Source organism: Arthrobacter sp. GmRoot5-12, assembly GCF_059739365.1.
Genome location: NZ_AP046056.1, coordinates 3191918 through 3204405, shown reverse-complemented (window position 1 = coordinate 3204405; position 12488 = coordinate 3191918). Strand labels below are relative to the sequence as shown.

The following is a 12488-nucleotide window of genomic DNA, read 5'->3' as shown; positions in this document are numbered from 1 at the left end:
CGCGGCCATGATCATCGCCATTGGAAGCGTCTTTCTCCTGGCTGCTATCTGCCTCCTCGGCGTGGCCATCCTTCTGCCAAGCGCCCCTACAGTGCCGCTGGACCGCCGTCGTCCGTTTGAACCGGAACCGCCATCCTCCCTGTCCCGGCTGGCACTGTCAGGCGTCAGGTCCTTCGAACGGCTGCTCGGTGGCCGCAACGTCAGGCTATTCTCCCGCGCGGAGCTGGAGAATGCGGGCCTGCGCCAAAGCCAGGCCGAATTCTTCCTGCTGGTGGGCATCGGCGCGTGCGTCGGGATGCTGGTGGGAGCCGTGATTGTGGGCCCACTGCTCGGATTGCTGCTCGCGCTGCTCGCTCCGTTCGTGGGGAAGCTTGTCCTCGGGTTCCTGAGCGGCAGGCGTCGTGCAGCGTTCGACGGCCAACTCGGCGACACCTTGCAACTGCTCTCCGGCGGCCTCCGTGCCGGCCACAGCATCCTGCGCGCCATCGATGCCGCCGCCGTGGAATCGCAGAAGCCAACGTCGGAAGAGATGCGCCGTGTAATCACCGAAACCAGCCTGGGCCGCGACCTGCTGGCCGCCCTCAACGACACCGCCGAGCGGATGAAGAACGAGGACTTCGTGTGGATCTCGCAGGCCATCCAAATCAACCGGGAGGTCGGCGGCAACCTGGCCGAGGTGCTGGACCAGGTGAACGAGACCATCCGCGAGCGTGGGGAGATCAAAGGCCACATTAAGGCACTCGCCGCCGAGGGCAAGTTCTCGGCTTACATCCTCATAGCCATGCCGTTCGGTATCGTTGCCATGCTGCTTTCCGTCAGCCCCAACTACATGAATTCGATGTTCACCCATCCCCTGGGCTGGGTGATGATCGGAGCCTCGTTCGTCCTGATGACCATCGGCGCGCTCTGGATGCGCAAGATCATCGACCTGAAGTTCTGAGGACACATGAACCTGACCATCCTGCTCTCAGTCCTTCTGGTCTGCCTGCCCCTTGCGGGGCTTGCCTGGTCTGTCCTGACCGTGGACAAGCAGGGCCGGACCTCCGCCGCCGAGCTACTCTCGCGCGGCGCACCGGCAGTCACCGCTGCACCAGTGGGAGCACCGGGGCTACTCGAAACCTTGGGCAGGCGCGTGACTCCCCCGGCCTATGTCGCATTCCTGGACCGGCTGCTGTCCCTCGCCGGCAGGCCCGTTACGATGCCGCTGGGCAAGGTGCTTGGGTCCAAGCTGGGCCTCGGCCTGGTCGGGGTGGCCTTGGGCGGCTACTTGGCGGCGGTGGGAAGCAGCCCGATGATGAAACTCGCGGGACTCTTCGTCCTCTTCCTTGGTTACTTCATCCCGGACCTTCTGCTATACAGCAAGGGCAAGGAACGGCAGAAGGCCATGCAGCTGGAACTCGCCAACACCCTGGACCAGATGCTCATTTCGGTTGAGGCTGGGCTGGGCTTTGAAGGCGCCATGGCCCGGGCAGGCGAGAACGGCAAGGGCCCCCTTGCAGAGGAGCTGGTCCGCACCCTGCAGGACATGCAGGTGGGACGCAGCCGCCGCGAGTCCTACATCGCCCTGGCCGAGAGGACCAGCATCCCGGAACTGCGCAGCTTTGTGCAGGCCGTGGTGCAGGCGGACACGTACGGAATCGCCATCAGCCGGGTCCTGCGCGTCCAGGCGAAGGTCATGCGGGTCAAACGGCGCCAGCGGGCCGAGGAAAAGGCCATGAAGCTGCCCGTCATGATCCTTTTCCCGCTGCTGTTCTTTATTTTTCCGGTCCTCTTCATTGCCATTCTGGGGCCGGCCGTGATCAATACAGTGGTGACCTTCAGCGGCCAGTAAAGATGCTCAGCGCGGCGGCAAGGTTGTCTCAAGGTTTACACAGAATGATGAAAAACAGGACCCCGAAGCATTTCCAGGAAGTAGCCTTGAACAATGAACAGTCCCGATCCCGGTTCCAGCGGAAAGAGCCCCGCTGCGGACTTCCCGCTGTCCGGGGTCGGTTTTCCTCCCGCTCCCGCTCCCGCCGGCGTGGACCCCTCACTGGAAGCGGCCGCTCTCTTGCCGTTGGTTGATGCCGCAGTGCTGGCGGAACTCGAAGATGAGCTGGCCGGGTCCGGACTGGCGCAGCGCTTCGCCAGGGACTACGCGGCCATGTGGGACGTGCGGCTGGCCCGGCTGGGAACAGCGGTGCTGAGCCGGGACGGGGACTCTGCCCTGGACGCGGTCATCAGCCTCAAAATCAGTTCCGCCATGGTGGGCGGGGTACGGCTGGCAAAGCTCGCCGAACTCCTGGAGGGCCTGATCCGGCGGGGTGACTTTGTCCAGGGGCAGGCGATGATGGCAGGCGTGGCCCAGGACGGGGCACGCACCGTGTCCGAACTGCAGTCAACCTACATCATGGAGAACGGCTAGCAGTTAAGCATCGTCCGGCCGCCTCGGCGCCAGCCGGTAACCCACCCCACGGACTGTCTGCAGCCAGCGCGGGGACAACTGGTCCTCTTTGAGCTTGCGCCGCAGGTTTCCCACGTGGACCTCCACCGCCCGCTCGTCCGCCTCGCTGATGTAGGTGTCCCGGTCATAGAAATCGCCCCGCACCGCCCGCACCAGGTCCGCCCTGGTGCACACGGCACCACCGCCCTTCAGCAACACGTGGAGCAGGTCGAACTCGCTGCGGGTCAGGCCCAGCGGCTCGCCCTTAACCTCCACGGTGCGTGTCCGGTGGTTCAACAGGAGTCCGTTGTGCCGCAGGACGCCGGGCTCGGACTGCGTGGCGGCAGGAACCGGTGCCTGGCCCCCGTGTGACGCGGATTCATGCTGCTCGTTCACCTCGTGGCGCGGCCTGCGCATCATGGCTGCCACCCTTGCCCGGAGTTCCCTGGGCCTGAACGGCTTGGCGATATAGTCATCCGCGCCCGCATTCAGTGCTGACAGCAGGTCCGGTTCGTCGGTCCGGCCAGTCAGCATGACCACGTACGCGTTGCTGAAATTCCGGATTCGCCGCAAAACCTCGAACCCGTCGATATCCGGCAGGCCGATATCCAGCGTCACAACGTTGGCCTGCTTAGTGCGGACCACCTCAACCCCGGCCCGTCCGTCAGCCGCCGTATGAACTTCGAAGCCCGCCTGGGTCAAGACACCTTCGAGGAGGTTGCGTACGTCGTCGTCGTCCTCGATAACCACCGCTACACCAAGATCGTCCATTGCTACCCCTGCGCCAGGCGGAGATGGCCCCCCATTGGCCCAGCGCCAATGCCATTCCCGCTCCAACAATTTATACGCTACTAGTAAGCCCGGCTGTTCACATACGAATCGACACTGAAAATTGAAAAGTCAATTACTATGACAAGACATGTGCATTATCCAAGGGAAAGGGTGCTGGCCAAGGTAACTGGGGGGAATTGCTACATCTTGGCGGCGCCTGCTTTCCGGACCTAAAGGGGTACGAGTCAGAAACATGGCCGAGCCGTTGTTCCAGCGTGGACCCGGACGCATCTTCCGGCGGCTGGGAACCCGCGCCCAAGTGGCGCTGTGCCAGCTCCCCCTTACCTTCCTTGTGCTTGTCATTGCCGTGGCCACCCCCTTCGCCTGGCCCTCGCTCATGCACTCCCCCTTGTACGTGGCCGGCCTTGCCCTGAACGCGGTTTTGTTCCTGGGCTGCTTCCTGGTTCCCTGGGAACGCCTGGCGCACCGCCCATACCTGCTGATCCCCGTGCTGGACTTCGCGCTGATCGGGTTCCTGCGCAACGGCGCCGCTCCGCTCCTGCCGGGCCTCGCGGTACTGGTGGTCTTCCCGGTCATCTGGCTTTCCGCCTCCGGCATGCTGGCGCGCAGCAGCCTGGTGCTCAGTTTTGTGGGGCCCTTCCTGATCATGGTTCCATCTGCCGTGGGCCATCTCCCCACCGTCACGGCCTCGGACCTCACCACCGTCCTGCTCTTTCCCGTGATGATGCTCGCCGTATCCCTGGCCATCCGCTTCGCGAGCGTAAGCCTCCGGCAGCAGCAGCGTGAACTGGCGGACAAGGACCGTGAACTCCGCGAACTGCTGGCCGCAAGCCGGGAACGGGAGAAGCTGCTCGAAACTGTATTGGAGGCCACCGACGTCGGAATTGCCGCCGTCGACCGCTCCGGCCACTTCCTGGTGTCCAACAGCCGCCAGCGCAACTTCCGCCGTGTCACAGGCGCTGACGACGCCCTCCCCGGCCAGGGGCACCAGCTCATCTTTGGACAGGACCGGCGCACGCTGCTCCCCCGGGACCGGCGGCCCATCAACAGGGCCATGGCAGGTGAGTCCTTCGCCGACTACCTGGTGTGGGCCGGCGAAGGCCCGGAGCAGCGCGCCATATCAACCGCCGCCCGCCCGCTGGTCGGCGAGGACGGCCGGCTGACCGGGGCAGTGGTGGTCTACACGGACGTCACCGGCTGGGTGGAGTCCCTGGCCGCGAACCAGGAGCTGGTGTCCAACGTCTCGCACGAGTTCAAGAACCCACTGAACTCGATTCTGGGCAACGTGGACCTGGTCCTGGACGACGCCGACAGCCTGCCCCGGCAGGTGGCCCAGCGACTGCTCGTGGTGCAGCGCAACGCGGAACGGCTGCTGGACCTGGTGGCCGACCTGACGGCCTCCGCCTCCACCACCTTGAACGTCCACCCAAAGCGGACCGACCTGGCCAGCCTGGTGGAGACCAGCCTGGGTTCCGCCCAAGCCCTGGCGCAACGCTCCCACGTGGAGATCGCCGCCGACGTCCCCTCGCCGCTGTGGGCCTACGCGGATCCGCTCCGGATCGGACAGGTGCTGGACAACTTGGTCTCCAACGCCATCAAGTACTCGCCCGACGGCGGCAAGGTCAGCATCAGCGCGGACGCGGACCGGCAGTGGGTCCGGCTGAGCATCACGGACACCGGGATGGGCATGTCCAGCGAGGACGCGGCGAGGGCTTTCAACCGGTTCTTCCGCGCCGAGACCGCCCGGAAGGCCGCCATCCCGGGCGCAGGTCTGGGTCTGTCAATCACCCGAATGATTGTGGAGCGGCACGGCGGGACGATCGCCTGCGAGAGCGGCGAGGGCCAAGGCAGCACGTTTACGGTGACGCTGCCGGCCGAGGGCCCACCCCCGGCGTTCTAGTCAGGGCTCGCGGAGCGCCCGGGTCTGTTCGGCGCGGGCCAGGAGCTCGCTGTCCGAGGGGTAGGCCACTTCCTCAAGCACCAACGGATGCGGGGCGGCCAAGACCGACTTGGCGTCCCGCTTCTGCAGCAGCAGCCGTTCGTGCAGCCAGCCCGGCTCCACAACGCCTTCACCCACGTACAGCGCGGAGCCGATGAGGGCGCGCACCATGTTGTGGCAGAACGCATCAGCCTGGACGGTGGCGACAATGACACGGTCCTCGCCGCGCCTGAACTCAAACCGCTGGAGTTCCCGGATGGTGGTGGCGCCTTCGCGCGGCTTGCAGAAAGACAGGAAGTTCTGCAGGCCCAGCAGCTGCGAGGCGCCCTCGTTCAGCAGTCCCACGTCCAGCGGATTCTTGTGCCACAACGTGAAATACCGCTCCAACGGATCCCACAGGGCGGGCCCGTCTGCGATCCGGTAGCTGTAGCGGCGCCAGAGAGCCGAGAAGCGGGCGTCAAAGCCCACAGGTGCCAACGAGATGTCATGCACTTCCACGGCCCCGTGAAGATCGCCCAGGGCCCGGTTCAATGCCCCGCGGAGCCTGCGCAGCATGGCGACGGCGGGATCCAGTTCGTGCCCGCGCGGCAGGTTCTGCCACTCGTCTTCGGTGAGGTCCAGGTGGACCACCTGGCCGCGGGCGTGCACGCCGGCGTCGGTCCGTCCCGCCACGGTGACACGCACCGGACGGCGTACCAACAGGGCGATCGCCTCTTCCAGGACGCCCTGGATGGTGCGCCGTCCCGGTTGCAGTGCCCACCCGCTGAACGGGCCGCCGTCGTACGAAAGGTCAAGCCGGATACGCAAAAACCCGCCGCCCCCTGGAACGGGGGCCGCGGGTTTTTGGTGGTTCACAGACCTAAGTCTATGCGAAGAGAATCAGCGAATTACTTCGCGTCCTTCTCTTCGGCGGCGGGAGCCTCGGGAGCTTCCTCAGCGGCGGGAGCCTCTTCGGTTGCAGCCTCTTCAGCCGGAGCCTCAGCAGCTTCGGTCTCCACGGCCTCAGCCTCGGGAGCTTCTTCTGCAACGGGTGCAGCAGCAGCTTCCTTCTTGTCGGCATCGCGCTTGGCAGCGGAGGTAGCCTCGGCTACGACGGCCTGCTTGGCGGAAACCGGCTCGAGGACCAGTTCGATGACAGCCATGGGAGCGTTGTCGCCCTTACGGTTGCCGATCTTGGTGATGCGGGTGTAGCCGCCATCGCGGTTCTCCACAGCCTGGGCGATGTCGGTGAACAGCTCGTGGACGATGCCCTTGTTGCTGATCAGGCCGAGAACGCGGCGGCGGGAAGCGAGGTCGCCACGCTTGGCGAAGGTCACCAGGCGCTCTGCGTACGGCTTCAGGCGCTTGGCCTTGGTCACCGTGGTGGTGATCCGCTTGTGCTCGAACAGGGATGCTGCCAGGTTCGCGAGCATGAGGCGCTCGTGAGCCGGGCCGCCTCCGAGGCGCGGACCCTTAGTGGGGGTAGGCATAATTGTTTCTCCTCATGTGGAAGCCGTGGGCGGCACACCGTGGTGCTGCCCTCCGGCCAAGGTCTGGTTTAGAGTTCGTCGTCGCCGAAGGCGGCGTCGTCCTCTTCGATTGCTGCGGCGCGTGCTGCGAGGTCAAAACCGGGAGGCGAGTCCTTGAGGGACAGGCCCAGTTCAACCAGCTTTGCCTTGACCTCGTCAATGGACTTTGCACCGAAGTTGCGGATGTCCATCAGGTCAGCCTCGGAGCGGGCAACGAGTTCACCCACGGTGTGGATGCCCTCACGCTTGAGGCAGTTGTAGGAACGGACGGTGAGGTCCAGATCCTCGATCGGCAGTGCCATGTCGGCTGCCAGGGCAGCGTCGGTGGGCGACGGGCCGATCTCGATACCTTCAGCTGCGGTGTTCAGCTCACGGGCCAGACCGAACAGTTCCACCAGGGTGGTGCCTGCGGAAGCGACGGCATCGCGCGGGGCGATGGCCTGCTTGGTCTCGACGTCGACAATCAGCTTGTCGAAGTCGGTGCGCTGCTCAACACGGGTTGCTTCCACGCGGAAAGTAACCTTCAGCACCGGCGAGTAGATGGAGTCGACCGGGATACGGCCGATCTCTGCATCGCCGGACTTGTTCTGAGCTGCCGAAACGTAGCCGCGGCCGCGCTCGATGGTCAGTTCGAGTTCGAACTTGCCCTTCGAGTTCAGCGTGGCGATGTGCAGATCCGGGTTGTGGAATTCGACGCCGGCCGGCGGAGCGATGTCCGCGGCGGTGACGACTCCGGGGCCCTGCTTGCGCAGGTAAGCCACGACGGGCTCGTCGTGCTCGGAGGAAACCGACAGGCTCTTGATGTTAAGGATGATCTCGGTGACATCTTCCTTGACACCCGGAACCGTGGTGAACTCGTGCAGCACACCATCGATCCGGATGCTGGTTACGGCAGCACCGGGGATGGAGGAGAGCAGGGTACGGCGGAGGGAGTTTCCGAGGGTGTAGCCGAAGCCCGGTTCCAGCGGTTCGATGATGAAACGCGAACGGTTTTCGGAGACTACCTCTTCGGAGAGGGTGGGGCGCTGTGCAATGAGCACTTAGGTTTCCTTTCGGCGAGCATCCGCTATATGACGCAACACAGGTGGTGGAAATTCGGTCTGAAGACTTAACGCGCTGGGCTTGCCCGGACCATCGCTGGTCCGGGCAAGCTCCTGCTGCGGAAAAGAATTAGACGCGGCGGCGCTTCGGCGGGCGGCAGCCGTTGTGGGCTGCGGGGGTGACGTCCTGGATGGAGCCAACCTCGAGGCCTGCGGCCTGCAGCGAACGGATTGCCGTCTCGCGACCGGAACCCGGTCCCTTGACGAAAACGTCTACCTTGCGCATGCCGTGCTCCTGCGCACGCTTGGCAGCGGCTTCGGCAGCCATCTGTGCAGCGAACGGGGTGGACTTGCGCGAGCCCTTGAAGCCAACCTCACCGGAGGAAGCCCAGGAAATAACAGCGCCGTTCGGATCCGTGATGGAAACGATGGTGTTGTTAAAGGTGCTCTTGATGTGCGCCTGGCCAAGCGCGATATTCTTCTTGTCCTTCTTACGCGGCTTGCGAACCGCGCCACGAGTCTTCGGGGGCATTTTTTCTCCTACAGAAAGTTATTGGGGAAAGTCCGTAAATCCCGAGCGGGGATTTTAACGGGCCTTCTTCTTGCCGGCGACGGTACGCTTCGGGCCCTTGCGGGTACGTGCGTTGGTCTTCGTACGCTGACCGCGTACGGGCAGGCCCTTGCGGTGGCGCAGGCCTTCGTAGCTGCCGATTTCAACCTTGCGGCGGATATCTGCTGCTACTTCGCGGCGAAGGTCACCCTCAACCTTGTAGTTGCCTTCAATGTAGTCACGCAGCTCAACCAACTGGGCGTCAGTCAGGTCCTTGACGCGAACGTCAGCGCTGATGCCCGTGGCAGCCAGGGTTTCGTGTGCACGGGTCTTGCCCACGCCGTAGATGTAAGTAAGCGCAATTTCCAGCCGCTTTTCGCGGGGAATGTCTACGCCAGCGAGACGAGCCATAGTGGCAGTACTCCTTGATAAACCGGAGGTCGTAGGCAGTACACCCGCATGTTCCATGCGGCCCCAGCCTCCGACCGGGGGTTAGCTGTCCGGACTCTTTCGAGCTCAATGTTCCAGATCAGCTTGTGCTGCCTTTATTTACTTGCGTGGGTTAGCAACCCAGGATTTCCTTCAGGGAAGGAAATTAGCCCTGGCGCTGCTTGTGGCGCGGGTTCTCGCAGATCACCATGACCCGGCCATTACGGCGGATCACTTTGCACTTTTCGCAGATCTGCTTGACGCTCGGCTTGACCTTCATGGCGTTCCTTTGCGTGTAGCAGTGTGGTCAACTGGAGCAGCGGTCAGCTTGTGCTGAAGCCGCCCAGCAATTTACTTGTAGCGGTAGACGATACGACCACGGGTGAGGTCGTACGGGCTCAGCTCCACCACTACGCGGTCCTCGGGGAGGATTCGGATGTAGTGCTGACGCATCTTTCCAGAGATGTGTGCCAGAACGATGTGCTTGTTGGTGAGCTCAACGCGAAACATCGCGTTAGGCAGCGCCTCGGTCACAACGCCTTCGATCTCAATGACCCCGTCCTTCTTGGCCATACCCTCCGCTAACTGTTGTTGCCGCAGTCCCGCCGGAATGCACCGGGCATGACCACGAACGTTTTTGTTGGATCGATTGCCGCCTCCAGGCCCAAAAGGGCGTGGCAGTCCAGACAACCAACAAACAACACTACCCCGTTGGCCGGTAAAAGTTAAATCGGCCATAGTAGCCTACGCCGGGCGGTAGGCACCATATTCGCCTGCTGGAGTGCTGACGCCTGCAGCGCTGGCCACGCCGTCCAGGATGGCCAGGCGGACGACGTCGGCTGCCGCACTCTGCAGCGTAATAAGGCTGACCTGCCGGGCAGCTTCGTCCGAGCGGTCCAGTGCCACGGCACCGGTCGCCAGGCAAAAAACGGTGTCCCCGTCGGCGAGGGTGTGGCTGGGATTCAAGGCACGGGCAATCCCCGCGTGCGAGGCAGCCGCCGTGCGCTTGCACTCGGCCGCATCAAGGACGGCGTTCGTGGCCACCACGGCAAGGGTGGTGTTCGTCGTGGCCGCTGCTTTGATTGGCGCTGGAAAGCCAGGTTTGGTCTGGTCGAACGGGAGCCCGAGCGCGTTGACTATGGCCAGCGCGCCGACCACTACCCCGTTCTCCAGCGTGACCGACGCCGTGCCAACTCCCCCTTTGTATTGCCCCCTGCCAATAAGTGCCCCGGTTCCGGCACCCACGTTGCCGCGTTCGACGACGTGCCCTTCCTTCTGTGCTGCCGCGGCGGCCGTTGCCGCGTAGCCCATGTCCGGCGTCGGCCGTGCCTTGAAGTCGCCGCCCCTGCCAAGGTCGAAGATCGCGGCAGCGGGGACGATGGGCACGACGCCCCCGGGAACGGCGAACCCCCGCCCATTCTCCTCGCACCAGCGCTGGGCACCGGCCGCGGACGCCAGCCCGTAGGCGCTGCCGCCGGTCAGCACCACGGCGTCCACCGCCCTGACCAGGGTGGTGGGGTCAAGGGCGTCCGTTTCATGTGTGGCAGGGCCGCCGCCCTGGACCTCCACCGAACCCACGCAGCCCGGCGGCGGCAGGACCACGGTGACGCCGGTCAGCCAGCCCCCGCTGTCCTTGTGGACCTGGCCTACCCGGATGCCCGGCACGTCGGTGATGGTTCCCATTCCCCTATTCTCCCCTCTGTGAGCGCGCCCCTGCCGCATCGCGGGACTTTGTGCGAGACTGCATTCAACACAGCGTTAACGGGCGACGAAGCCTTGGATAACAGTCCCCTGACAAGGGCATATGCGGGTTTCAGCCCCCTGACGGTCTGGTGTAGTAGTCCCTAGATCAAGCCAGGGCCGGCCACGAGCAGGCTCCCAACCCGGGAGAGACACGCATGACCCGTCAACTCGCCCCCCACCCCGCCGCCAAACCCAAGAGGCCTCCGGGGCGGTCCGCGAAAATCCCTAAGCGCCGGTGGACTGCACGGACCCGCAGGGACTTCTTTGTCTTCCTGGCCATGGCGCTGCCCAACCTGGTGCTGATCGCCGTCTTCACCTACCGGCCGCTGTTCAGCAATATCTATTACTCCACCCTCGACTGGACCCTTGGCTCCCCCACGGCCACCGTGGTTGGCCTCAGCAACTACGTCACCTTCTTCACCAGCAATGATGCGCCGAAAGTCCTGGGGACCACGGCTGTGTTCACCGTGGTCACGGTGGGCGGCTCCATGGTGCTGGGCCTGCTGGTGGCGCTGGCACTGAACGCGAAGGTCCGCGGCACCACCTTCGCCCGTTCGGCCGTCTTTGCCCCGTACGTACTCTCCGGCGTCGGCGTGGGCCTGGTGTGGCTGTTCATCTTCGACCCCGGCTACGGCGTCCTGGCCTGGCTGCTGCGCGGCATCGGGCAGCAGAGCCCGCAGTGGATCAACGACCCCCAACTCTCGCTGGTCATGGTGATCCTGGTCTACGTCTGGAAAAACCTGGGCTACTGCGCCGTGGTGTACCTTGCGGGGCTCCAGTCCCTCCCGGCGGATGTCATGGAAGCCGCGTCCCTGGACGGCGCCAACGGATTCCGCCGCTTTGTCAGCATCTCGCTGCCGCTGCTGTCCCCCACCACGTTTTTCCTCCTGATCACCACCATGCTCAGCTCGCTGCAGGCCTTCGACCTCATCCGGATCATGACGCCGCTGGGCACCGGCACCAGCACCCTGATCTACGAGGCCTACCTGCAGGCCTTCGGGGCGTACAACAGGGCCGGCTACTCGGCAGCCATTTCCGTGGTCCTGTTCGCAATCCTCCTGGTGATCACCGTGCTGCAGCTGCGGTTCGTGGAACGAAAGGTGCATTACTCGTGACTTCCCTTTCCCCGGTCAGCCCCGACCCCGCAGCTCCCGCCATTGCCGGACCGGAGCCAAGCCTCCACCGTGACCGGCCGTTCTCCCGCCGCAACCTCATCCGGACCGTGGTGGCCGGCTACCTGCCGCTGCTCGTGGCCACCCTGGTGGTGTTCCTGCCCCTCCTGTGGATGGTCCTGAGCTCCTTCAAGACGTCCGGCGAGATCGTCACCACGGACCTGAAGATCCTCCCTGAAAGCCTGGACCTGCAGAACTACCGGACCGCCATGACCACGGTGCCGTTTGGGCAGTTCTTCCTGAACAGCACCATCGTTACCCTGGCCGGGGCCACCATCAAGGTGCTGCTGGCGATCCTGACGGCCTATGCCCTGGTGTTTGTCCGCTTCCCGTTCCGGAACTTCATCTTCCTGCTGATCCTGGTGGCCCTCATGGTGCCGCCGCAGGTGTCCATCCTGCCCAACTTCATCCTGATCGCCGGCATCGGCGGGAAGAACACGCTGTGGGGCATCATCCTCCCCGGCCTTGGCACCGCGTTCGGAACGTTCCTGCTCCGCCAGCACTTCCGCACGCTTCCCGCCTCCATCCTGGAATCGGCCGAGGTGGACGGTGCCGGCCACTGGCGCCGGCTCTGGCAGATCGTGGTTCCCGTCTCGGTCCCGTCCATCGCCACCGTGGCGCTGGTGACGATCGTGACCGAATGGAATGACTACATCTGGCCCCTCATCATCACGGACCGCCCCGAAACCATGACCCTGCCCGTGGGTCTCACCCTGCTGCAGAACAACGAAAGCAACGCCGCCGGCTGGGGCGTCCTCATGGCCGGGGCGGTCCTGGTCATCGTTCCCATCCTGATCATCTTCGCGGCCCTCCAGCGCTACATCGTTGCGGGCCTCACCCAGGGCAGCGTAACCGGCTAAGCTGCCGGCCGCCGTCGTACTTTCCAACCTTTA

The 12488-nt window shown here is 64.4% G+C and carries 15 protein-coding genes; 6 read left to right on the top strand and 9 right to left on the bottom strand.

What is annotated here, in order from left to right; all coding sequences use genetic code 11:
* Positions 1 to 7: 7 nt before the first annotated feature.
* The 3 genes from AC6JAM_RS14855 (at position 8) to AC6JAM_RS14845 (ending at position 2404) form a co-directional block, all read left to right on the top strand.
* Positions 8 to 940 carry a type II secretion system F family protein gene (locus AC6JAM_RS14855; RefSeq protein WP_056388953.1) on the top strand — a complete coding sequence of 311 codons (933 nt, stop codon included), beginning with the start codon at positions 8 to 10 and terminating at the stop codon, positions 938 to 940.
* A gap of 6 nt (positions 941 to 946) precedes the next feature.
* Entirely contained in the window at positions 947 to 1831 is an 885-nt protein-coding gene (locus AC6JAM_RS14850; protein WP_056388950.1) for a type II secretion system F family protein, read from the top strand.
* 93 nt (positions 1832 to 1924) lie between these two features.
* Positions 1925 to 2404 carry an Hpt domain-containing protein gene (locus AC6JAM_RS14845; protein WP_018769154.1) on the top strand — a complete coding sequence of 160 codons (480 nt, stop codon included), beginning with the start codon at positions 1925 to 1927 and terminating at the stop codon, positions 2402 to 2404.
* A 3-nt stretch (positions 2405 to 2407) separates the two neighbouring features.
* Here the strand turns inward: AC6JAM_RS14845 and AC6JAM_RS14840 are convergent, their stop codons facing one another.
* Complete coding sequence (locus AC6JAM_RS14840; protein ID WP_223992278.1) at positions 2408 to 3193, bottom strand: response regulator transcription factor; 786 nt, start codon at positions 3191 to 3193, stop codon at positions 2408 to 2410.
* 253 nt (positions 3194 to 3446) lie between these two features.
* On the opposite strand from AC6JAM_RS14840, the gene AC6JAM_RS14835 reads away from it, so the two are divergent.
* Complete coding sequence (locus AC6JAM_RS14835) at positions 3447 to 5114, top strand: sensor histidine kinase (protein WP_497935173.1); 1668 nt, start codon at positions 3447 to 3449, stop codon at positions 5112 to 5114.
* Here AC6JAM_RS14835 and AC6JAM_RS14830 read toward each other — a convergent pair whose 3' ends face one another.
* The 8 genes from AC6JAM_RS14830 to AC6JAM_RS14795 all read right to left on the bottom strand — a co-directional run bounded on the left by AC6JAM_RS14830 (position 5115) and on the right by AC6JAM_RS14795 (position 10363).
* Positions 5115 to 6008, bottom strand: coding sequence for a tRNA pseudouridine synthase A (locus AC6JAM_RS14830; RefSeq protein ID WP_223992282.1), 894 nt, complete (start codon positions 6006 to 6008; stop codon positions 5115 to 5117).
* 32 nt (positions 6009 to 6040) lie between these two features.
* On the bottom strand, positions 6041 to 6622 hold the full coding sequence (rplQ, locus tag AC6JAM_RS14825; protein WP_026265744.1) for a 50S ribosomal protein L17: 582 nt from the start codon (positions 6620 to 6622) through the stop codon (positions 6041 to 6043).
* A 68-nt stretch (positions 6623 to 6690) separates the two neighbouring features.
* The gene (locus AC6JAM_RS14820; protein ID WP_013601812.1) at positions 6691 to 7701 is read right to left on the bottom strand and encodes a DNA-directed RNA polymerase subunit alpha; all 1011 of its coding nucleotides are present in this window, start codon (positions 7699 to 7701) and stop codon (positions 6691 to 6693) included.
* 130 nt (positions 7702 to 7831) lie between these two features.
* Positions 7832 to 8233: a 30S ribosomal protein S11 gene (gene rpsK, locus AC6JAM_RS14815; protein WP_018769149.1), complete on the bottom strand. Its 402-nt coding sequence runs from the start codon at positions 8231 to 8233 to the stop codon at positions 7832 to 7834.
* A 54-nt stretch (positions 8234 to 8287) separates the two neighbouring features.
* Complete coding sequence (gene rpsM, locus AC6JAM_RS14810; protein ID WP_003803743.1) at positions 8288 to 8662, bottom strand: 30S ribosomal protein S13; 375 nt, start codon at positions 8660 to 8662, stop codon at positions 8288 to 8290.
* 184 nt (positions 8663 to 8846) lie between these two features.
* Positions 8847 to 8960, bottom strand: coding sequence for a 50S ribosomal protein L36 (rpmJ, locus tag AC6JAM_RS14805; RefSeq protein WP_009358722.1), 114 nt, complete (start codon positions 8958 to 8960; stop codon positions 8847 to 8849).
* A 71-nt stretch (positions 8961 to 9031) separates the two neighbouring features.
* Positions 9032 to 9253: a translation initiation factor IF-1 gene (gene infA, locus AC6JAM_RS14800; protein ID WP_009358723.1), complete on the bottom strand. Its 222-nt coding sequence runs from the start codon at positions 9251 to 9253 to the stop codon at positions 9032 to 9034.
* Between the two features lie 171 nt (positions 9254 to 9424).
* Positions 9425 to 10363 carry a P1 family peptidase gene (locus AC6JAM_RS14795; RefSeq protein WP_223992285.1) on the bottom strand — a complete coding sequence of 313 codons (939 nt, stop codon included), beginning with the start codon at positions 10361 to 10363 and terminating at the stop codon, positions 9425 to 9427.
* 215 nt (positions 10364 to 10578) lie between these two features.
* On the opposite strand from AC6JAM_RS14795, the gene AC6JAM_RS14790 reads away from it, so the two are divergent.
* Both AC6JAM_RS14790 and AC6JAM_RS14785 read left to right on the top strand, forming a co-directional pair.
* On the top strand, positions 10579 to 11538 hold the full coding sequence (locus tag AC6JAM_RS14790; protein WP_026265743.1) for a carbohydrate ABC transporter permease: 960 nt from the start codon (positions 10579 to 10581) through the stop codon (positions 11536 to 11538).
* Entirely contained in the window at positions 11535 to 12455 is a 921-nt protein-coding gene (locus AC6JAM_RS14785) for a carbohydrate ABC transporter permease (RefSeq protein ID WP_018769146.1), read from the top strand. The genes AC6JAM_RS14790 and AC6JAM_RS14785 overlap by 4 nt, the downstream gene beginning before the upstream one ends.
* The last annotated feature ends 33 nt before the right edge of the window (positions 12456 to 12488 follow it).

Coding starts and splice junctions, on each gene's coding strand:
- AC6JAM_RS14850 (WP_056388950.1), top strand. CDS start 947: ATGAACCTGACCATCCTGCTCTCAGTCCTTCTGGTCTGCCTGCCCCTT.
- rpsK (WP_018769149.1), bottom strand. CDS start 8,233: ATGCCCCCGAAGACTCGTGGCGCGGTTCGCAAGCCGCGTAAGAAGGAC.
- AC6JAM_RS14790 (WP_026265743.1), top strand. CDS start 10,579: ATGACCCGTCAACTCGCCCCCCACCCCGCCGCCAAACCCAAGAGGCCT.
- AC6JAM_RS14795 (WP_223992285.1), bottom strand. CDS start 10,363: ATGGGAACCATCACCGACGTGCCGGGCATCCGGGTAGGCCAGGTCCAC.
- AC6JAM_RS14835 (WP_497935173.1), top strand. CDS start 3,447: ATGGCCGAGCCGTTGTTCCAGCGTGGACCCGGACGCATCTTCCGGCGG.
- AC6JAM_RS14845 (WP_018769154.1), top strand. CDS start 1,925: ATGAACAGTCCCGATCCCGGTTCCAGCGGAAAGAGCCCCGCTGCGGAC.
- rpmJ (WP_009358722.1), bottom strand. CDS start 8,960: ATGAAGGTCAAGCCGAGCGTCAAGCAGATCTGCGAAAAGTGCAAAGTG.
- infA (WP_009358723.1), bottom strand. CDS start 9,253: ATGGCCAAGAAGGACGGGGTCATTGAGATCGAAGGCGTTGTGACCGAG.
- rpsM (WP_003803743.1), bottom strand. CDS start 8,662: ATGGCTCGTCTCGCTGGCGTAGACATTCCCCGCGAAAAGCGGCTGGAA.
- AC6JAM_RS14855 (WP_056388953.1), top strand. CDS start 8: ATGATCATCGCCATTGGAAGCGTCTTTCTCCTGGCTGCTATCTGCCTC.
- AC6JAM_RS14840 (WP_223992278.1), bottom strand. CDS start 3,193: ATGGACGATCTTGGTGTAGCGGTGGTTATCGAGGACGACGACGACGTA.
- rplQ (WP_026265744.1), bottom strand. CDS start 6,622: ATGCCTACCCCCACTAAGGGTCCGCGCCTCGGAGGCGGCCCGGCTCAC.